The following is an 18916-nucleotide window of genomic DNA, read 5'->3' on the forward strand; positions in this document are numbered from 1 at the left end:
GATCATTACCACCGACAATAGAGCAGCCTTGAACCGGCTCACAAATTTCATGTCTAAACTTGGGTAATCGGACATTTTGTCCGGTTTGTACTCGGTCGCGAGCTTCGTCCGACGTATTGACCCATCCAGTTGCTCAGGTGTTAAACGCGCCGAGCAGCGGGCGAGCGCCCGATGCTAACCCAAGAACTCCTCACGTGTGGGACTCCGAGAGCAGTAGCTCTATCGGCGAGCAAGAGCCTGTGTCCCACGTGAGCCGGTCAAGCATACGGAGCGAAGAAATGGACAATACCAAGACAGCTAGAAGTGCAATTGGAGCGCTTAAGACCGCTGCAGAGGAACTGGACGAGAAGGCAGGCTATCACGCGGGACGGTTTTGGGCCGAGAACGTAGCGGAACGTGGTTGGTTAGCGCGGCTGCGGGAGGTCGCGGGCGCTCGGGGCACAACCGCTCTGGACGCACTCCGCAAAGCCATTGACCCGAATAACGAACTGAATGACGCCAAGTTGGCGGAGACCTGCTTTGGTGACGACGCCGATGATCATGATTTTTCGGCGCGTTATATCGAGAGCTTTGTCAAAGGAGCGGGGGAGTTCTTCGAGGAAATCGAGCCTGCTATCCCATTCTGATGTCCCGTTCTCTGAAACTTGCCGACGAGCTGTTGAGCTTTGCTGATCGCTTCGCCAATCGACTGCGACAACTTGAGCCTCATGGCGATGTTATCGACCAAATCCTCGCCGGCGGTCTCTTGACGACCGAGCAGGCAGCGGACGTGTGTGAACGCGACAAAGAAACGATCCGCCGCTGGTGCGAGGATGCCGATCAGGAGGGACGACCGCTCGGCATAAAGCTGGCAAAGCTCTGGCTTGTCGGCACTGACCGGCTGTTCGAGTATGTCGAGCAGCATCAAGACAAGCATGCGCGTCTAGTCGCCGAGAGCCGGGCAAAGAAATACGCGCTGATGTGGTCATCGCCACAACAATCCTTGTCAAATCTGCCCGGGGCCACAGACTGATCCTTCGCAAACGATACCGGGTGCCCTAGACTCTCGGCATGGCACTCTTCAAGCGAAAATCTAAAATGGAAAAATTGCAAAAGCACCTCACCGAGCTGCGTTCGCGCGCAGCCGCGCTCTCGGACAAGCGTGCGTCCGCGGAGACTGCTCTCGCGGAGGCGATGGTCGACCGCGAAAAGCACATGCTCACGGGTGACCTCGCCGATGAGCAGACCGCTCACAAGCTGCAGGCAAAGGTCGATAGTTATCAGTCGCAGTGGAGTGGCATTGCCGCTGCGCTTGTAGCGCTGCAGCCGCAGATCACCGACATCGAACAGAAGATCGCGGCCGAACAGGAGGGCATCCAGCGTGCTGCGGCTGCCAACAAGCTCGACCGGCAGATCGCGGCCATCGAGACGGCGCTGCCGAAATACCTGGAGCACTCGCGCGTTCTCGCCGACGCGCTGGCCGAGATCGCTCACTGGCACTTCGAGAGCGGTCAGATGACGAGCTTCATCGTCGGTGACATGGGCCAGGTCGAGGTCGCGGCGGGCTTCGCACTGGCGGAGCTGAAAAGGATGCCAGGCGCAATCCGCGAGGGTCAGCAGGCAATCCCGCGCGATGTGCCGCAGTCCGGGCTTGTCGCAGAGATCAAACCGCTGCCGCCGACGCAGACGGTGTTCATGTTGCGGTCCGCGAAATACCACGACCATGACGGTCGTGCGCGGTTCGCGGGCCAGTACGAAGATGCCATGATGCCGGTGCCCACCGCACAGCGGGCCTTGCACCATGGCGTGGCGGTATCGGTGGCCGATCCGCGCCGCGCTCAGCTCCGTGGTGCGCGCGGCGGTGACTTCAACCCCTCCGCATCTGACGTTGTCGATCTTGACGCCATCGAGGAGCCCAAGGGCGTGCCGTACATTGGCTCCGATATTGCTGACCCCGTTCTCCGCGCCGCCAATTTCCAGCCGCTTGATCGCGGGCCTGAGCGCATGCTGAAGGTGACGCCGTGAAGGCCGCGCCTCCGGGCTGGGAGCCGCACACAATCATGTCTCGCATTGATGGCTGGGTTGTCGATCCCGAGAACGAGGATCGCATCCCGCCCGTTATCGCCGAGATGATCGCTCGCGCAATGCCGGAGCCGAATGAGATCGAGGTGATCCGCGCGCCCATGATCGCAGGCCAGCGCGTGGTCGAGCGCGAGCACACGTATGAATAGCAGCTATCGACAGTACCTGGAGGCTGCGCCGCTAATCGCAGTTGGGCGGCGTACGGGTTTGTCGGTGAACGCGCCCAACTTGTCCCGTCCGGCGAGCTGGGCGCGCGAGATGTAGAATGACAGATCAGGTCGAGGAGTTCGTCGAGACCGACGAGGACGATGAATATTACAAAATGCTCACCCTGATCGGTCGTTCGCCGGAAGAGGATGAGCGGATCAGCATCCACGAGGCGGGGCACGCGCTTGCTGCGCGGCTGCTCGGTCATCCGCTCGGCGGTGCGACCGTCGATCCCGATCCGAACGGCAAGTACGGCGGACTTGTTTGGGGTCCGCGCCACAGCGTTGCCTTTGGAAAGCACGGTGACTGCGACGATGTGCCCGAACTCTGCGACAAGATCGCGGCATTGATGCCGAACGACGGCGAGCTGCGCAACGATACTGCGGACATCTATTTGCATGCGATGAACCGCTGTATCGAGCTGGCCGCAGCCGCCGTGGCCGAACGCATGTTGCTGCCGGGCGAGCCTGTGCCGAGCGTCAGCGATGTTGAACATACGATCAAGTATGCAGCGCTGGTGTGCCGCTCGCCCGAAGCTGCCGAGAAGTTTATCAGTCTCTGTGAGACGATGGCGCGTGATCTGCTGCGGCCTTATGCCTTTATTCTGATCGCGCTATCGACCGTGCTGAAAATTCGCCGCACGTTGACCGGCAAAGAGATCGACGACCTAATCGCAAACACCTGTGCAGGCTTCAAGCTGGCTGCCGAGCACGGTCGCCGCGCCGACTGGCGCGCGCGAGAACTGGCCGCCAATAGCTTTCAGATTGAATGTGGTCACGTCAATTTCGCATCGCTGCCACAATCTGCACCAGATCGGGTGGGGTAATCAGCGACCCTAGATCAGACGGCTCGGCGGATGTACCCGGCCGATGATCTTGAAAGGCCCCGGCCTGCTGACCGGGGCCTTTTTCGTGATACCTTGGTTCCGCTCATCGGGGCAAAAGCAGACATCCCGCCGACGGGCTGACACTTCCGGTTTTGACAACGGACATCGAAACGCAAACTGGAACCCGCTGGTTCCGTGACAGGAACAATCTGTTTTCACCGCTTGCGTCAGGAACCGGACACATCGCCATCGCTTATCCAAACGATCTACCGAACCGGAGTTCAACCGGCATCCTGAAAAAACCGACCGTTATTGATCCGGCTTGGGAAAACTGGTCGCTTCACGACCTTCAAGATCAAACAACCAAAAATAATCTTGGGAGGTTCTCATGCCCCCACGCAACGAAACGATGCGCGCGTTCGAACGGCTTCGATTGGCAACGCCAATTTGTGATGATGCGAGCTTGGCGAAAGTGGAGGAAGACGTTGCCGAATATTTGCGTGAAGCAAAGCGCCATGATGCATCAGGATCTGATGAACTAATCTCGACGGTGTTAGATAGGGTCGCACGTAAATATTTTCGGCACATCCTTCTAAAGCAAGCGCGCGTGACGCACCTTCGGCGTCGAACGCGCGACTAAGATCGCCATGGAAGCCCGCTATATTCCGCCTCGTCGCTGGCGCGATAGGACACCGCGCCGTTATCCGTGGCCCGCACGTACCGCCGCTGTTGTGATTGTCGTTGCGCTGATCCTACTTGTTCTGATTTGTCGGTCTGCGTAACTAACAATGTAGGACCGCCGTCCCCAATGACGATCCTCTATGCGACGGATCGAGGACTCTTGGGACGTGCCGGGTCAGCCCCCGCATCACTTCTAAGCTCCGTGCGGTAAGCCCCTCGCATTGAGGATTGACTCTGACTCAAAGTGCCGTCCAGCACTCCCAAGCGGTGGACTGTCACTGCTGCGGTGCATTGGCCATCATTGGCACGAACCCGACATGCCGCAGCAGTCGCTGTATGTCCGTTGTCGGGGCCAGAGCGGACGTCATTTGCTCGTAGCGAGTATTTCGCCTTTTGACCCTTCTCGGAAATGGCCGACTCGTCATGATTTTGGGTTCGAGGATTTCCGTCGCTTGCGTGCCAACGACGCGGCCGGTCACAAGCAATCCTCAATAGATGATCCCGCACATCATCAGTTGGCCCGAAGGGGGCATGCAAAGTGAGCAAGTCGCATTTAGCAGCGCGATGGTTGGACAGCCGCCGACGGCGCGAACGCAACGGCGAACGCACAGAACTACAGCCCCGCGGCGACGCTACTATACGTTCAGCGTCTTACTGCAGACGGCCGATTAGCGGCAGACATACGCCCCGTTCACCAGCACGCGGTGGTGACAGGCTGTGGCTGCACCTACTGTGGCCGCACCTACCGCCGCTCCTCCCACGACCGCTCGACGAGTCGTTCGGCGCGCAACGCCGGCCACGCTCACAGGCGTCCCGGGCCGGCCGACCCGGGCCTGCGCGCTACTTACGGACAATGAGAGACCTTGGCTTTGCGACCAGTCGACGGAACCGAAAACTCCGCAGACGACAACGGCGGCAATCAAGAATGTTTGTTTCAAGCCGACTCGTTTCATAGCAACCTCCCTTAAGGAGCATCTTGCAACAAACCTGCTCATCCTTGATTTGTTTCACGCTCAATCCTGCGGGTCAAACGCAATTCGCAATCCTCCGGTGTTCGATCTCCGCCGATTGAGCACGTCAGTGCGGCTTACCCTTGTGCGGCGTGCGCTGGGAACGGATGGGATAAGTCGCGCCACTTCCGTTCATGGCGCGTTTGAGACATGCCAGCGGCTTACAGGAACGTCCGTTTATCGGGGTAGAGCGGAAGTCATGGGCCCACGGTCAGAATGACGCGATTGACCCAACGCAGACATCGCAACTGCAGCCGCGCGGTCGTTGACACCCCCTCGGACCGGGTCCATGCTCGGTTAGCGCGTTCGGCATTCGAGGCAGTGTCGGCGACGAACCTCGTTCCAATAAACGACCGTGCCGAGCCCTTCAGCATCCGCTTGATGACGGATCAGTTCGGCTTCGAATGGGCACGCGCTCCTGAACCGGAGGGAACGCTATGTCAAACAAGACACCCTTTATTTACGCCATATCTTTCGGTCTGGCGCTAACCCCAATCTGTTGCTCCACAGTGTCGGCCCAAGAAAGATGCAAGGTCAGTGAGGAGGCCACGGCCGCTAAATCCAACTATACTCAGCAACAGGTGCTGGACGTCGGTGATGTATCTGGGCATCAGATCCGCGTCTTCGAGCTCCACCGTACCTATGCGAACGACAAGCCAAACTGCGAGCACCTTAAGCGCACCGAGTCATGGACCCGAGGTTATTCCGACTACATCGATCGCAATGGCCGAGCCTGGGGATACGACGTGACCTCGCTCGAAAATGGTGACAAGATCTTTTCTCAATTTGATGGAACCAGCCAAACCACGGTCGCACCCGATGGTTCAAAGAAAAGCACCTTCACAGGTGTCACCCGATACACCGGCGGCACCGGAAAATACGAGGGTATTCGCGGCTTCTTGAGGACCAGCGTTGTGTTTGACCCCGACAAGAACGTGAACCAGCAGCAGACTGAGGGTGAGTACTGGTTGCCAGCTTCAACGGTGGGTCAGAGTCAGAAGTGACGACCAGCGCGGAGCACGTCCGCTTTACCCCCGGTAGCCGCCACGAACGGATTTGATCCTGGCGGAACGATCCGCCGTTCCGTCAATGTCCGTTCGTGGCACCGAACGGACATGCCGACCCTATTGAGCGATGTCCGTTGTTGGGGCCAAAGCGGAAAACATCTACTCGCAGCGAGTATTTCGCCTTTTGACCCCAACTCGGACATCCGCCAGCATTTCATGCTTCAACAGCGAGGGCGGTTTTCAGCCCCCATCGGGCACTCGCTTGAGCCGATAGGGTGCGGCTGTATGACTCGCTCAACCAGACTTCATGTCTTCGTCCAGCATCACCAGCACCCAGGCCAGAAGCAGAAGCATCGCGGCAATAACGGGATGCCCCCCAAACATGAAGGCCACCCCAAAGATTGCAATGATCAGTCCAACCAGTGTCACCCGGCTATTTCCAAGTAGCATTCGTTCACATACTGCAACAGGAGCAAGACTACGCGCCAATGACGTCATCGAGTAAGACGGCAATGTCTGCTTGTGGCACTTTACGGACATGGCGCGATCCCCAACTTGAGTCCGCTGTGCGAGCAAAAGCAGACATCGGCGAGAGCAACTGAAATTGAACCGTGGCTGCGGTCCTTACCCGCCCGTCAGATGGTCCTCGATATTATTGGCGACCTCCTCGCAGACCGACGCCAACTCAAGCAGCTCGTTCTTGACGACAGGATCGTCGGCCTGCTCGGCAAGTTGCCGATACATGGCCGCTTCGTCCCGGAGATAGTCAGGCCAATCCATGCCGCACAATCCCAATGAGTTGGGTCGTGATAGCGAACGCAAGGCCAAAAAGCGGTCCGCGTCCGCCAATAGACCTTACTTGGCACCTCAGTCCAAAAGCCAGCCTTCTGCGGACACCGCCGCCCGGAAGGTTCGCCAAGCCCAAATTTCGCTTACGTCTGACGCGCACACGTTATCGAGTGCTTGCCTAGCTGCCTGCCAATGAGGTTTGGATTGATAGGAGAGCCGCAGGTGCGCCATGAATGAGTAGGCGTCATCGGCGCTCCTAATCCGATTAGCGCCCGACTCCGGCTTCAATTTCATTGGGGTAAAGGACATTTGCGGTCCGGTACGTTACCCAATTGAACTGTTGCCCATCATCTTATCGCGGCCTGACGCCGTCTGTCGACAAAGACCTAAGTCGGCAAGCCTACCCGCCACATGATGAGCGGGTCGCTGTGGTATTTCAATACGTAAGGGCGCGCCCTTGGCTCAGGCCGCCTCAGGTGGCGGCCTTTTTCATGACAGCCTTGACAGCGGGCCACGCGGCGCATGGTCTTCACCGCCCGTCAGATGATCTTCGATGTTATCGGCGATCTCGTCGCAGACTGATGCCAACGCAAGCAGTTCGGTTTTAATGAAAGGATCATCGGCCCGCTCGACAAGTTTCCGATACACGGCGGCTTGGCTCTGTAGATAGTCAAGCCAATCATGGATGCCGAACACAGTACCGTTGAGCTTGGAGTGGTCACAATCCATGGTGGAGCTTTCACTAGAACGCCGAATGCGTGAAGTTGATGTAGGTTCGCAATCTGCCGACACCATTAAATTGAGTTTTAGAAGCCAACTGTTTTGAAATGGCGAGTGGCCTAATTCGGCCAGTACTGGCCTGTTTTGACCCTCAGTGGCCTATTGAATTTCGCAGTGGCCTAATTTGATTTACAGGGCCGTAAATTTGTCGCGCCCCGTTCTTAGTTTCGCCCACGTCCCCTAAATACACTTTTGTACAATTCTGCCCGGAGCGAAATCCCGGTTCCCGCGTCATGTATCTGGATGGGACAATTGCAGGGGGAAGTGCAATGCCTGACAAACAGATCAATTCGGAAGGCGTCATGGCCGGTCTTTATCTCGGCATCGCCGTTGGTGGCGTAAACGCCCTGGTCGCGATGGGGCTAGTTATCGCGTTTATGTAAGGGGCCGCCTCAGTCGGCGGCCTCTTTCATTCGACCCCGGCTGTCTGCGTTCAGAATAACAATGTGCCGCTCTGGATCGACCGCGCTTGTCGAGAGAAACGCCGATGACGAGCAGCGTCCTCTTAGGAAATGATTAGCTCATATCAAATGGACGGTCCCACGGCACGGCCTTGGGATGGATGGGCTCGGCGATGGCGTTGGGCGCGGTCGTCAGGAAGCCGTAGACGAGATGCGGACCGGGGTATCGGCTTCGACTTGGTGCCACGGTCGCCCCTCGGTGACCGCGTTCCGCACGACCGGTGCGGGATAATCGGGAAAGACGCCGGGCATCGGAGGTAGGTTGCCGACGTAGCGATTGATGACTCGGAACAGCGCTCGGATTACCAATCCATATTCGCTGCACGGTCAAATTGGTGGCTCAGATAATCGATTAATGTTGTCATTTCATCGATTGAGAGCATCGCGCGAGAGTACGAGCCATCGGACACACGGGTCAATATTACGGGCAATTGGCTTTCGTGAATGTACAGTTTGGCCGGGGCCCGAGGTCCGCTCCATAGATGAGTTAGGAATGACTTTATCGTGCTGAGTGCTGTAGCGTCGTCGAACGACAAGCGCTCGGTCATTCTTACCCTGCGCTTGGTCGCGCGATGAGGCAGCATGAGCGGAACTGCCCCAGCACCCGAATGAAATTCAAATGCCTCGCCATCTTTTCCGAATGCGCCGTGCGCCACAAAATTTCTGAGTGTCTGCCGAAGCTCGATGAGCTTGTCATAAAACTCCTTGGAAACCGGATCGGTAAGATCGAAAGAAGCCTTGAACTTCTCGGACCAGTCCGCCCTAGCAAGCTGAGCGATGCCAACGCCTGTCGTAACTTTGCTACGCAATATAGCGATGTGGATAAAAATATGTTCGGTCCAACTAAAGAAAGACTCAATTGCAGCAAGGGCCAGCCATCCCGCTTCAATCCGCAACCCGAAAGAGGGACGAGAGACCGACTCCCATCCGTTTCCTTTCTTGACGATCCTTTCGTCCTTCCGCCGTTCGGCTTCTTCCGCTTTTTTCTCATACTCGCTCTGAAAGAAAGTAAATCGGTGATGCAGAGCCGCACTGTTGTTTACAACATTGAGCTTAGAACTTTGAAGCGCCTCATCCGCGAGCCAATCGAAATATGGTTCCGCGGTCTTGATCGCTTTCTTTATGTACTTAACGATTTCTTTAGCGTCTTCCTCATCTGCTTCGGGATTTCGAACAAACACGCCAACACCGAACTTCCGGTGCTCGATCAAAAAAGCGCGACCGTGATAGTCAACAGGTACTGACCACGATAATTTTTCGAACTGACCCAAATTCTTGAAGCCCAATAGGTCTACCAATACGAAGTAGATTAGGTAATAAGGCGGCAGATCACGACTAGCTTCGGAGCGCTGCGCATCAAACAGGAGGTTTTGGTCGGCTGAAGTGGACTTGCTGACAGGGAGCACTGGGCCGAGAGCGCGTCTAGCGGCCTCGCGAACGCGCTCTAGCTCCGCAGGAAGCTGTTTTGGCATTAGATCACCTTTCCCCCGGCACCTATGCGATGGCGGATCGCTCGCCGAAATCTTGCTGGTCCGCAGCGCCACTAGATGGCTCCGCTTGTACGGATAAGCGCAGCTGATCAGACCTTCCCGCACAGCCCCGGCGTTAACCCTCTGGTTGTGGCGATGTGCTTTATTCCATTCTTTGGGAATAACCAATGGCCAAAAAGCCAGTAGTTTTAGACCCAGCTGACGGGTTGATCGTGGATGAGGTCGGTGAATGGGCACCTAAGAAGCATGCTCGCGTGCAGCAATACATCGAAATCGCGAGCGCAACGCGAGCCAAGTATCTGCCCCCGCCATCATGGCGCGCCGGGGCAAGTTATATTGAACTATTTTCCGGCTCCGGCCGTTCGCTGATCAGGGGCACCAATCGCATTATCGATGGGAGCCCTGTCGTCGCCTACAACGCCGCGGAGGCCAGCGGCGTGCCCTTCACGAAAATCCATCTCAACGATTTTGATGCGGCAAAATCGGCGGCCGTCGAGAAGCGTATTCGTACTCTAGGAGGCTCTCCGGTTTGCTACAACGACACGGCTGATGTGGCCGTTGATAAGATCGTCGCAGCAGTAAATCCGAAGGGACTCCATTTCGCCTTCTTGGACCCGTATAATCTTGAAGGGTTGTCGTTCGACATCATTAGGAAGCTGTCGAAATTGAAGGTCGATCTGCTCATTCATGTCAGCGTGCACGATCTTCAGCGCAATCTTGACGACTACAGCAGGCCCGGGGACGTCTTGGATACCTTTGCTCCTGGATGGCGCGATCAAGTTGACCCGAACCAATCGATAAACTCATTTCGGGCGGCGCTGATGGATTATTGGCTGGCCGAAATTCGGAAGCTGGGCAAATTGCCTGCAAAAGGCGTGGAGCTTGTTGAAGGTCCGACCGGACAGCGGCTTTATTGGCTCGTGTTTGCGAGTGAGCACGGCCTTGCGCGAAAGTTCTGGGAAGCAATCCGCGATCCCATGCGACAGACAACAATGGATTTCTGATGGCTGACACCTCAATCGAATGGACCGACGCGACATGGAACCCGGTCGCTGGCTGCACGGTGATCTCTCCCGGTTGCACGAATTGCTATGCGATGCGGATGGCTGCCCGGTTAGATGCGATGGGTGTGAAGAAATATCACGGACTGACCCGCAAGAGCGGCAAGCGAGCGGTCTGGACCGGCAAAGTCAGGCTTGATCGCAAGGCGCTCGATATCCCTGCAGATTGGAAAAAACCGCGCCGGATTTTTGTGAATTCGATGTCGGACCTATTTCACGAAGCCGTTCCCGCGAAGTTTGTTGCCGCTGTCTGGCGTGCAATGGAGGCAACTCCGCAGCACACCTATCAAATTCTGACGAAGCGACCGGATCGGATGGCGGAGATCACCGCATCGCTGCCAGTGCTGCCGAACGTATGGCTCGGGACAAGCGTCGAAAGCGCCGACTATCTGGGGCGCATTGACGACCTGCGTGGGGTCAATGCTGTTGTGAAGTTTGTTTCGTTCGAGCCTTTACTGGGCTCTGTGGCTGCAGCTGACTTGACTGGTATCCAATGGGCAATCGTCGGCGGCGAAAGTGGCCCGCGTGCGCGACCCATGGCAGAGGAATGGGTCGGTGAGATCGAGATGGCATGCCGCAAGGCAAGGGCGGCATTTTTCTTCAAGCAGTGGGGCGGCGTTCGCAAAAAGATCACCGGTCGGCACTATCGCGGGCGCACATTCGATGAGATGCCCCGCGGCGTAGTCGCGCCCGTAAACTGCCATTAGGTTAACGACCGCTTTTAGGCCCTGCATTCTGGAGAGAGTTCTTGACAAGAATGACAGACCCATTCGATGCGCTGCAATCGTTCCAACAGGCTCTTGTTGATGGTGAAATAGATCTGCAACGTGGACAAATTGATCCAGAACTTTTTGTGCACCTCGATCACCCCAATGGCCAACCAAGGTTCACCTATGTGCGTCTTCAGCGCCAGACGGTAACTGCGATGGTGAACTTCGCCATCAGTGATCCCATTGAGGGGGTTCGATGCTTCCAAATTGGGGTTGCCGTCCCGGAAGCATACCGCAGCCAACGGCGCGCCAAGTGCACTGTTGGTGCCGCTATTACTGAGTTGCAACACGGACTCGCGAGAAACAAAGTCTCCACGTTTTACGTGGAGGCGGTCGTCGGGATTGACAACGAGGCATCCAAGCATGTCGCCGCGGCGACTATCTCGACTACGCCCGTCGAGGTGACAGACCAAGTCTCAGGGCTTCCCGCACTCCATTACGTTCGGAAGATCGGAGAGGTTGCTGCTGGCTGACCATCGAAGCCTTCGCCTAGAAGCTGAAGCAGCGAATACGCCACGCCGCGCGGTGGCAGAGCCTCTTCATCGAGATGCCGCTACTCTCATCACAGGCGCGGGCTCGATGATGCAGTCGATGATCTTCGACGGCGGGATGTCGCCGCGATAGAACCTCCATGTTCGCATCGCGCGTTGGATCATGATGTCATCAGGATCAGGCAGGTCGTCGATGCGGTGATGATTGGCGCGCAGCCATGGTCCGTACTGCTTCAGCTTGCGGTCGCTCGATGCGAGGCGAACCGTGAACCTCGCGAGCGGCTCCTCGCTGAAGGGTCTGAGCCATCGCTGGCTGCGGATCGGCGGTGTGTCTGGATGGCGCTGTAGTAACACCTCCAACTCGGCGTCGGTGATGGCTGAGGTCGGCGTGTCGCACAGGAAGACGGCGGGCGGGCCGAGGCCGATCATGCTCAGGCTGTCGCCGGTGTGGGTCGCCCGGAAACCCTCGCGCTTGATCGCTGCGACATTTTCAAGGATGGTGAAGTGATACAGGTTCGCGCGGCTGGCTCCTTCGCTGAGCGCAGAGATGCAGGCGAAATTTGTTGTCAGTTTGTCTGGGGTACTATGCTGGTCGGTACGAGTTGACCTGCCTTCTTCCCCTTGCGATTGGGACACTATCGGGACACTGAGCGGTCTGGATGTTGATATCGCTCAGCTTTTTCGGTTCTCTAAGGTCCCACAGAGGGGGTGCTTCGCGCTGCTGTCTTTGTCAGCACTGCAACGATCTGCAGCACCGCGTCGGGCAAGGGGTACCATCCTCCGTGGGTCGCCTGAGCCGAACCTCGGCCAAGGCTTTAATCCACGGTGGATGATCTTCCATCGGTGTTTTAAACCAAGGCCCGACTTGGAGAATGGGCCCGGACTAACAGTCAGGCGACCAGACGCAGCGCGGTTTCAGCATGCGCCGCTGGTGTAGGCTCGCCGATGATGCGTCGCAGCTCGGCTGCAACACCGTCCAGCACCGCACGCTTTTCCTTCATCCGCTTCGAGTGATTGTAGACCTTGCCGGTGACGCTGGGCACGATCTGCTCCTGTTTCCTGCTCGCGGCGTGATCGAGACACTTCGCGATCCATGCATCGTCAAAGCCGAGATCGCCCGCCAGTGTCGCCGCCGAGCGGCGCAGATCGTGCGGCGTGAACGGCCGCAGACCGAGCAGCGCGCAGATGCCCGGCGTTTTCACCTTGCCCTTGACCTTGGTGCCGCGCAGGGCCGTTGCCATGACCTTCCGGTTCATTGGCTGATCGCCAAGCGGACTGGCGAAAACGTATTGCTGCTCGTCGCTGATCAACGCTTCCCGAATGATCTCCACCGCCAGTTCGGAAAGCGGCTGCTGGATCACGCGGCGCTTCTTGACCCGCTTCAGCGGCACGTCAAAGCGCGGATTTTCGCCATCGAGATCGAACAGTTCATCGCGGTGCGCGGCCAGCAGTTCCCCCGAGCGCAGCATGGTGACCAGTTCGAATTTCAGCGCGAGACGGGTCTTGCGATCCCAAGGCAGGTCGTCCCGGTCGAGGCCGTGCCAGAAAATCCTGATCTCGTCCTCGGAGAGAACGCGCGTGCGCGGATGCTCCGGGTCGAGCTTCGGCAGGTTGACGCAGGGGCTGGCGGTTACATAGTCGCGGCCCGCTTCCGCCGCCCAGTTGAACAGGCCCGAGGCGGCGCGCCGCATGTGGCGGGCGTTGGCTACCGACGGAACGCCGAGTTTGCCTGCAACGAGATCGTTCGACAGCGTTGCAATGTCGTGCTTGGTGACTTCGCTGGCGATCTTCTTGCCGAGCCGCGGGCTGATAAAGCGCCGCAGGTGGCTGGCGACGTTGCCCCACGTTTCGATCCGGGGCCGCATTTCCCCATCCGGCTTGCGGACCGGCGTCTTCATCCACTCGATCCGCTCTTCGATGATCTCATCGACGGTCGTGCCCCGCTTGGCCTGCCGCACTTTCCGGTCGCGGAAGGTCTCGGCGAGTGCCGCAGCGCCCGTGCCCCGCAGGCCGTAGACCCGGCTGCGGGCGTCCTCGACGGCGAAGGTCGGACTGTAGACGCCAAGCCAGCCGGTGCGCTGCTTGCCGGTCTCTGGGTCGGTGAACTTGAACGAGAAGGTCGCCGCGCCAGCGGTGGTGATGCTGACGTAAAGGCCGGGGCATTTGCGGTCGTAGATTTTGACCCGCTCAGTGACCCGCTTCTCGCACATGCGGTCGGTGAGGATGACGCTGCCGCTGCGACCGCGTTTGCCAGCGGGTTCGCTGGTGATAGTCTCTGTCATGGTTTCAGGCTCCGTGAGGGTTTGGGACCACGGGCTCGGCCTTGGGCCTCTCAGTCCTTGGAGGGTCGAGAGAGGCTTAGGGCCGGGCCCTGCTTTTGGCGAAACGCGCTGAAACGCCTCGGATCAGGCTAGTCGAAAAGCGCTTGTTTTAAAGGGTTTTCTTAGTTTCGGCGTGTTTCACCGAATACCAAAATATAGACGTGTGGTCCTGACGCCCCGACGCTGGCGTCAAGTTCCTGGGAAGCAAGCTTCTCAGGGGCGACGGTGGCAAGAAAGCCCGGTCACCGGGGAGAGCGCGAAGGAAACCGTTAAAACCATTGCGCAGGGAAGGCCGGATTGCCTCCGCTGAACCTGTATGCTCGTGTGCGCATTTCATTGTGCATCTTGCACACGAGACCGCGGGTGCAGCGCGCACCCGGCTTTCCCTGCGCCCTCTGTCTATCGGGAGGGCGAAAAGTTACGCAAGACTCGGGCAGTTCATGCCGCGAGATCGAACGCGCATATCTGCCGGCTGTTTGAAAATTGAATCGGTGCTTCCCCCTTGACATTGGTACCGCATAGTACCAATTCTTCTCGGAAGGTGGTACCATATGGTACCTCCGTGTGCTCGACAATAACCGGGAATTCCAACCAGGGAGACGTTTCATGTCGCCGCAACTCTACTTTTTCGCGAGCATCGCATTCAGCCTCGTCGCGTGGGGGATGGTCGCCTTCAGCTACATCTGGCCGGCATTACGGCACCGGCCACGGGCCGACGCGTTGCGGCCTCTGCTCATCCTGCACAGCTTCCGCTTCATGGGATTGGCGTTCCTGGTCCCCGGCGTCGTGTCGCCCGACCTGCCGGCCTCCTTCGCGCAAGCTGCGGCCTTTGGGGACATCATCGCGGCGATGTCAGCGCTGCTTGCGCTGCTGTTGCTGCCGCGTGGGGCCGGCGTTGTCGCCGCATGGATTTTCAATCTCTGGGGTTCGGCGGATATCCTGAACGCCTTCTACCAGGCCAATCATGCCGGACTGCTGGCGGGGCAGTTGGGAGCCGCCTACTTCATCCCGACATTTGTCGTGCCGCTATTGCTGATCACCCACGGATTGGCTTTCCGGATTCTTCTGCAGCATCAAAATGAGTCCGCCATGCGGGAAAGCCGGCAGCCCGCATGAGCCGCTTCGACTATTTGCGTGTGGTGTCGGCGGCAGCCGCCGCAGGGCCTCGCTTCGGCCGGCGGACGGCGCGCACCTTGCCGCTGCTTCCGCCGCCGCAGAAAAACCGGTCGCCGCCATCGGACTCGAGCCCGGACACGGCGACCCCGGGCGGCATCTCGAGCCGCTCCAGCACCTCGCCCGTTTGCGGATCGATGTGCCTTACATCGCTCTCGTCGCCTTCCCAGGTGCCGTGCCAGAGTTCGCCGTCGACCCAGGTGACTCCCGTGACGAAGCGGCTGGACTCGATGGTGCGAAGGATTGCGCCGGTTTCGGGATCGACCTGATGGATCTTCCGTTCGCGGTATTGCCCCACCCAGAGCGTCCCTTCGGCCCAGGCCATGCCGGAATCGCCGCCGCCGCCGGGGGCGGGGATGGTGGCGAGCACACGGCCCGACTTCGGATCGATCTTCTGGATGCGGTCCTCGGCGATCTGGAACAGGTGCTCCCCGTCGAAGGCGGTGCCGGCGTGCGCGGCGACCTCGATCGAGCGCAGCGTCTTGCCATCGGCGGGATCGAAGGCGTTCAGCCTGTCGCCGGCTGCAATCCACACCTGCTGGCCGTCATAGGTGACGCCACCGACACGCTCGACCCCCGGAAAGGGTCCATACTCCCTGACGATTTCGGCCGATGATCGCTTCATGCATCCATCCTCTCACTTGCTGCATGCTCCAACCTAGTCGCTCGGCAGCGGACCGGGGAGTAACAAGATTGTCGGGAATCCCGGCACCAGCGGGGTCATCCAGCGGCGCGCGCGGCCGCGGCCGAACCACTGCACCTTGCCCGCCGCTCCCAGCTCCTCGAGCGCCCGCTGCACGGTGCGGGGGCTGGCGCCAAGCGCAATCGCCAGCGCCGAGCTCGACCACGACTCACCGTCGGCAAGGAAGGCGAGCACCTCCGCATGCGGCTCCTCGACGGGCGGCGCCAGCACGGCGATTTCGCGGGCGCGGCGCGGCGCCAGCGCAAAGCCCTGGCTGGTGGCGCTGACGTCGGCCAGATGTCGTAACTCGGCGCGAAGCCTGCCGATTTCGACCCGCAACCGCGCGCGATGCGATTCATCGGCGTGCTTCGCCCGGAAGGCGCGGGCGACCAGCGTGTTGCGAGGCACGTCGCCGGGCCACGCTTCGGCGAGCGCGCGTACGAGCGCGAACAAGACCGGGCGCGTCGCGAGCGAGACCACCGTATCGGCGTCGCGCACGACATAACGGCAGGCGTCGATCACCAGCGCCTTCGAGGTCAGCAGCGCCTCGACCTCCTCGAGCAGGAGCAACCTCTCCTCGCCACGCGCTATCAGGCGCGCCGCTGGCGTGTCGAGGGCGAGGGCGGCGGTTTCGACCTCCGCCGTCAGCGCGGGGATATTGGCATCGCGCGCGGCGTGCCTGGCGAAGGCCAGCGCAGTGCGCGCGGCCCTGGTCCGCAGGCGCCGCATCGCGATGCCTGCAACGACCAGTTCGTGGGCGGCGCGGAACGCGGGCGGGAAGGAGGCGGGGTCGTGATCGGCGAGCGCGCGCTCGGCCTCGTCGAGACGGCCGATCAGCAGCAACCGCCGGACGCCGAGATTGCGCGCATGCGCGGCGTTGACGCGGTCGCCATGCGCCTCCAGCGTCGCCCGCGCGGCGTCGAGCGCCTTCGCGGGCCAGCCGAGATCGCGCGAGACCAGCGCGATCTCGGCCTCGGCGACCACGCATCGCGCCCGCGCCACGGCCTCCTTCGGGCCGAACACGCGCGCCGCGCTTTTCAGCAGCGCCTTGGCCCGGACAAAATCCCCGAGCTGCGCCATCGCGATGCCGCGCAGCGCCAGTGCGGGCGCGTCGTCGCGCAGCGCGACCCGCTTCAGCGCGCCGAGCGGGTCACCCGCTGCGAGTGCGCGGCCTGCGGCCGTGATCAGCGAGTCCATTTGAATCCCGCCACACTTGTCACTCTCACTCCCCGATATCCGGTCCTAATCTATCACACGACGACAAACCAGTGCGTTAGCGAGAAGGCCATAGTCATGGTTGACTGGACGATCCTCTCCCCAACATTTCTCACAGCCATGGTCGAGTGGGCTGGAGCCGTTGTGACTGTGCTTGCCGTCGGCCCAGCCCACTCGACAAAGCAACGCAACGGAGAACAACGATGACGAAACACAGGACTGGAACACGTCAAGAGTGGCTGGCGGCCCGGCTGGAACTGCTCGAGGCCGAGAAGGCGCTGACGCGGCAGGGCGACGAAGTGGCCCAGCGGCGGCAGGAACTGCCCTGGGTTCGCATCGACAAGGACTATGTTTTCGACACCGACCGGGGAAAGCAGTCGCTGCCCGATTTGTTCGCGGGCCGCTCGCAGCTCCTCGTCTACCACTTCATGTTCGGGCCCGACTACAAGGCGGGCTGTCCGTCCTGCTCGGCGATCGCGGACGGGTTCGACGGCGTGGTCGTCCACCTCGCCAACCACGACGTCATGCTGTCGGCGGTATCGCGGGCGCCGCTTGCAAAACTGCAGGCCTACAAGCAGCGGATGGGGTGGAAATTTCCCTGGGCGTCGTCGTTCGGCAACGACTTCAACTTCGACTTCAACATCGCGTTCACCGAGCAGCAACAGCGCGATGGCACGATCGAGTACAACTACCGGCGCGGCGGCCACGCGATGGACGCGACACAGATCCCGGAGCCCGTCGCCCAGTTCGCGGCCACCTGCGGAACCGACGGGCTCACCTATGTGCGCGATCGGCCGGGCCTGAGCGCGTTCGTGCGCGAGGACGGCGTCGTCTATCACACCTATTCGAGCTATGCGCGCGGCGTGGACGGCATCTGGGGCATGTACCAATGGCTCGACCGCGCGCCCAAGGGGCGCAACGAGACCGGCGTGTGGTGGCGCCGCCATGATGAGTACGACAAGCGCTGAGCCGTGACGGGAGTGGGGCGGGTGGCACGACCGGCGTTGAAGCCCCGGGGAAGTCATAGCGGGTTATTGCTGGAGAGAAACATGAGCGAAGCTCATTCGAGCGGATGCGCCCGCGATACGATCCCCCATGAACGCGGTCAAGCGGCCGCCCGCGGCCCAGCCGACTGGCTGTCCCTCGCGGCCGCGCCGACATTCGCGATCATGGCGCTGTTGACGGGCATTCTTGGCGGCGGACCGGGAGATATGCTCTGCTCGGCTGCGCCGGATACGTCACCGCTGAGCGGAATGGTCCCGATGTACGTGCTGATGAGTGCCTTCCATTCGGCGCCCTGGCTGAAGCTGATCTTCGGCGGGCGAAGCGGCCCCGGGTAGCGCAGATCAGGGCTGACGCGACGAGAGCCAGGATGGATTGGCGCAACCACACCGAAGTTGTAGACATCCTGTGGAGCATAACCAAAACAGGAGCCCAGATGGCACGCGTGCGCTGTATCACCGAGATGGGCATGGGCGTTGATGTTCACGGAAAAGACGCCACCAAGGCGGCGAAGCGCGCGGTATCCGACGCCATCCGCCACAGTAGCCTCGGCTTCTTCCGGATGCTGGGCAAGACGGCGAAGGACATGTTCGTCGATGTCACCATCGCCGTGCCGGACCCCGGCGCGGTCGACACCGCGGCGGTCGCGAAGGAATTGCCTTACGGAACGGTGACCGTCGCCGCGGTCAAGGGCGGACTCGAAATTCCGGCCGAGCAGGGCACCGATTCCATCCTCATCGCCAATGCCGCCGTGATCGTGAGCCTGGACGATGGGACGTAGGATGGATCGCAAGCTCCGCGTCAGTGAGGCCAGGTTTGGCTTGGCCTTTATCATCCATCGATGGTGCCGGCCCTTGTCACGTCAGGCGATCCCCGTACATTCGCTACG

The 18916-nt window shown here is 59.9% G+C and carries 22 protein-coding genes and 1 pseudogene; 14 read left to right on the forward strand and 9 right to left on the reverse strand.

What is annotated here, in order from left to right:
- The first annotated feature begins 278 nt into the window (after positions 1–278).
- The 7 genes from B5525_RS28360 to B5525_RS28385 all read left to right on the forward strand — a co-directional run bounded on the left by B5525_RS28360 (position 279) and on the right by B5525_RS28385 (position 5789).
- The gene (locus B5525_RS28360; RefSeq protein ID WP_154073481.1) at positions 279–626 is read left to right on the forward strand and encodes a hypothetical protein; all 348 of its coding nucleotides are present in this window, start codon (positions 279–281) and stop codon (positions 624–626) included.
- Positions 626–1012 (forward strand): hypothetical protein, encoded by a 387-nt coding sequence (locus B5525_RS45505; protein ID WP_079568961.1) that lies wholly within the window; start codon positions 626–628, stop codon positions 1010–1012. Before B5525_RS28360 ends, B5525_RS45505 begins: the two co-directional genes overlap by 1 nt.
- Before the next feature lie 65 nt (positions 1013–1077).
- Entirely contained in the window at positions 1078–2004 is a 927-nt protein-coding gene (locus B5525_RS28370) for a hypothetical protein (RefSeq protein ID WP_079568962.1), read from the forward strand.
- A gap of 35 nt (positions 2005–2039) precedes the next feature.
- The gene (locus B5525_RS44520; protein ID WP_154073482.1) at positions 2040–2210 is read left to right on the forward strand and encodes a hypothetical protein; all 171 of its coding nucleotides are present in this window, start codon (positions 2040–2042) and stop codon (positions 2208–2210) included.
- 116 nt (positions 2211–2326) lie between these two features.
- Positions 2327–3094 carry a hypothetical protein gene (locus B5525_RS45510; RefSeq protein ID WP_079568963.1) on the forward strand — a complete coding sequence of 256 codons (768 nt, stop codon included), beginning with the start codon at positions 2327–2329 and terminating at the stop codon, positions 3092–3094.
- A gap of 152 nt (positions 3095–3246) precedes the next feature.
- Positions 3247–3636 (forward strand): hypothetical protein, encoded by a 390-nt coding sequence (locus tag B5525_RS44530; RefSeq protein WP_154073483.1) that lies wholly within the window; start codon positions 3247–3249, stop codon positions 3634–3636.
- A gap of 1586 nt (positions 3637–5222) precedes the next feature.
- A complete protein-coding gene (locus B5525_RS28385; protein WP_244567614.1) occupies positions 5223–5789 on the forward strand; it encodes a hypothetical protein in 567 nt (188 codons plus the stop codon).
- A gap of 297 nt (positions 5790–6086) precedes the next feature.
- Here B5525_RS28385 and B5525_RS47310 read toward each other — a convergent pair whose 3' ends face one another.
- The 5 genes and pseudogenes from B5525_RS47310 to B5525_RS28400 form a co-directional block, all read right to left on the reverse strand.
- A complete protein-coding gene (locus B5525_RS47310; RefSeq protein WP_276328803.1) occupies positions 6087–6221 on the reverse strand; it encodes a hypothetical protein in 135 nt (44 codons plus the stop codon).
- Positions 6222–6416: 195 nt separating this feature from the next.
- Entirely contained in the window at positions 6417–6572 is a 156-nt protein-coding gene (locus B5525_RS44535; RefSeq protein WP_154073484.1) for a hypothetical protein, read from the reverse strand.
- A gap of 498 nt (positions 6573–7070) precedes the next feature.
- On the reverse strand, positions 7071–7310 hold the full coding sequence (locus tag B5525_RS28390; RefSeq protein WP_079568964.1) for a hypothetical protein: 240 nt from the start codon (positions 7308–7310) through the stop codon (positions 7071–7073).
- Between the two features lie 701 nt (positions 7311–8011).
- Positions 8012–8131, reverse strand: a pseudogene (locus tag B5525_RS47960) (SOS response-associated peptidase); the annotation flags it as partial.
- A complete protein-coding gene (locus B5525_RS28400; RefSeq protein ID WP_079568965.1) occupies positions 8125–9294 on the reverse strand; it encodes a hypothetical protein in 1170 nt (389 codons plus the stop codon). The gene B5525_RS28400 and the pseudogene B5525_RS47960, both read right to left, overlap by 7 nt.
- Positions 9295–9479: 185 nt before the next feature.
- On the opposite strand from B5525_RS28400, the gene tcmP reads away from it, so the two are divergent.
- The 3 genes from tcmP to B5525_RS28415 are packed head-to-tail and all read left to right on the forward strand — an operon-like array spanning position 9480 to position 11616.
- Positions 9480–10316: a three-Cys-motif partner protein TcmP gene (gene tcmP / locus B5525_RS28405; RefSeq protein WP_079568966.1), complete on the forward strand. Its 837-nt coding sequence runs from the start codon at positions 9480–9482 to the stop codon at positions 10314–10316.
- Positions 10316–11080, forward strand: coding sequence for a DUF5131 family protein (locus B5525_RS28410; RefSeq protein WP_079568967.1), 765 nt, complete (start codon positions 10316–10318; stop codon positions 11078–11080). The genes tcmP and B5525_RS28410 overlap by 1 nt, the downstream gene beginning before the upstream one ends.
- 41 nt (positions 11081–11121) lie before the next feature.
- Positions 11122–11616, forward strand: coding sequence for an N-acetyltransferase (locus B5525_RS28415; RefSeq protein WP_154073485.1), 495 nt, complete (start codon positions 11122–11124; stop codon positions 11614–11616).
- A 66-nt stretch (positions 11617–11682) separates the two neighbouring features.
- Here the strand turns inward: B5525_RS28415 and B5525_RS28420 are convergent, their stop codons facing one another.
- On the reverse strand, positions 11683–12270 hold the full coding sequence (locus B5525_RS28420) for a hypothetical protein (protein WP_079568969.1): 588 nt from the start codon (positions 12268–12270) through the stop codon (positions 11683–11685).
- A gap of 254 nt (positions 12271–12524) precedes the next feature.
- On the reverse strand, positions 12525–13916 hold the full coding sequence (locus tag B5525_RS28425) for a tyrosine-type recombinase/integrase (protein WP_079568970.1): 1392 nt from the start codon (positions 13914–13916) through the stop codon (positions 12525–12527).
- Between the two features lie 645 nt (positions 13917–14561).
- On the opposite strand from B5525_RS28425, the gene B5525_RS28430 reads away from it, so the two are divergent.
- Positions 14562–15071 (forward strand): hypothetical protein, encoded by a 510-nt coding sequence (locus B5525_RS28430; RefSeq protein ID WP_079568971.1) that lies wholly within the window; start codon positions 14562–14564, stop codon positions 15069–15071.
- Between the two features lie 10 nt (positions 15072–15081).
- Here B5525_RS28430 and B5525_RS28435 read toward each other — a convergent pair whose 3' ends face one another.
- Both B5525_RS28435 and B5525_RS28440 read right to left on the reverse strand, forming a co-directional pair.
- On the reverse strand, positions 15082–15753 hold the full coding sequence (locus B5525_RS28435; RefSeq protein WP_079568972.1) for a PQQ-binding-like beta-propeller repeat protein: 672 nt from the start codon (positions 15751–15753) through the stop codon (positions 15082–15084).
- Between the two features lie 33 nt (positions 15754–15786).
- Complete coding sequence (locus tag B5525_RS28440; protein ID WP_079568973.1) at positions 15787–17007, reverse strand: helix-turn-helix domain-containing protein; 1221 nt, start codon at positions 17005–17007, stop codon at positions 15787–15789.
- A 221-nt stretch (positions 17008–17228) separates the two neighbouring features.
- On the opposite strand from B5525_RS28440, the gene B5525_RS28445 reads away from it, so the two are divergent.
- The 3 genes from B5525_RS28445 (at position 17229) to B5525_RS28455 (ending at position 18808) form a co-directional block, all read left to right on the forward strand.
- Positions 17229–17993, forward strand: coding sequence for a DUF899 domain-containing protein (locus B5525_RS28445; RefSeq protein ID WP_079568974.1), 765 nt, complete (start codon positions 17229–17231; stop codon positions 17991–17993).
- An 81-nt stretch (positions 17994–18074) separates the two neighbouring features.
- Positions 18075–18365, forward strand: a complete 291-nt coding sequence (locus B5525_RS28450) for a hypothetical protein (RefSeq protein ID WP_244567615.1) — start codon at positions 18075–18077, stop codon at positions 18363–18365.
- 98 nt (positions 18366–18463) lie between these two features.
- On the forward strand, positions 18464–18808 hold the full coding sequence (locus B5525_RS28455; protein WP_079568975.1) for a Lin0512 family protein: 345 nt from the start codon (positions 18464–18466) through the stop codon (positions 18806–18808).
- Positions 18809–18916 lie beyond the last annotated feature (108 nt).

The sequence above is a fragment of the Bradyrhizobium erythrophlei genome, assembly GCF_900129505.1.
Taxonomy (GTDB): Bacteria; Pseudomonadota; Alphaproteobacteria; order Rhizobiales; family Xanthobacteraceae; genus Bradyrhizobium; species Bradyrhizobium erythrophlei_D.

Coding starts and splice junctions, on each gene's coding strand:
- B5525_RS28360 (WP_154073481.1), top strand. CDS start 279: ATGGACAATACCAAGACAGCTAGAAGTGCAATTGGAGCGCTTAAGACC.
- B5525_RS45505 (WP_079568961.1), top strand. CDS start 626: ATGTCCCGTTCTCTGAAACTTGCCGACGAGCTGTTGAGCTTTGCTGAT.
- B5525_RS28370 (WP_079568962.1), top strand. CDS start 1,078: ATGGAAAAATTGCAAAAGCACCTCACCGAGCTGCGTTCGCGCGCAGCC.
- B5525_RS44520 (WP_154073482.1), top strand. CDS start 2,040: ATGTCTCGCATTGATGGCTGGGTTGTCGATCCCGAGAACGAGGATCGC.
- B5525_RS45510 (WP_079568963.1), top strand. CDS start 2,327: ATGACAGATCAGGTCGAGGAGTTCGTCGAGACCGACGAGGACGATGAA.
- B5525_RS28385 (WP_244567614.1), top strand. CDS start 5,223: ATGTCAAACAAGACACCCTTTATTTACGCCATATCTTTCGGTCTGGCG.
- B5525_RS44535 (WP_154073484.1), bottom strand. CDS start 6,572: ATGGATTGGCCTGACTATCTCCGGGACGAAGCGGCCATGTATCGGCAA.
- B5525_RS28390 (WP_079568964.1), bottom strand. CDS start 7,310: ATGGATTGTGACCACTCCAAGCTCAACGGTACTGTGTTCGGCATCCAT.
- B5525_RS28400 (WP_079568965.1), bottom strand. CDS start 9,294: ATGCCAAAACAGCTTCCTGCGGAGCTAGAGCGCGTTCGCGAGGCCGCT.
- tcmP (WP_079568966.1), top strand. CDS start 9,480: ATGGCCAAAAAGCCAGTAGTTTTAGACCCAGCTGACGGGTTGATCGTG.
- B5525_RS28410 (WP_079568967.1), top strand. CDS start 10,316: ATGGCTGACACCTCAATCGAATGGACCGACGCGACATGGAACCCGGTC.
- B5525_RS28425 (WP_079568970.1), bottom strand. CDS start 13,916: ATGACAGAGACTATCACCAGCGAACCCGCTGGCAAACGCGGTCGCAGC.
- B5525_RS28430 (WP_079568971.1), top strand. CDS start 14,562: ATGTCGCCGCAACTCTACTTTTTCGCGAGCATCGCATTCAGCCTCGTC.
- B5525_RS28435 (WP_079568972.1), bottom strand. CDS start 15,753: ATGAAGCGATCATCGGCCGAAATCGTCAGGGAGTATGGACCCTTTCCG.
- B5525_RS28440 (WP_079568973.1), bottom strand. CDS start 17,007: ATGGACTCGCTGATCACGGCCGCAGGCCGCGCACTCGCAGCGGGTGAC.
- B5525_RS28445 (WP_079568974.1), top strand. CDS start 17,229: ATGACGAAACACAGGACTGGAACACGTCAAGAGTGGCTGGCGGCCCGG.
- B5525_RS28450 (WP_244567615.1), top strand. CDS start 18,075: ATGAGCGAAGCTCATTCGAGCGGATGCGCCCGCGATACGATCCCCCAT.
- B5525_RS28455 (WP_079568975.1), top strand. CDS start 18,464: ATGGCACGCGTGCGCTGTATCACCGAGATGGGCATGGGCGTTGATGTT.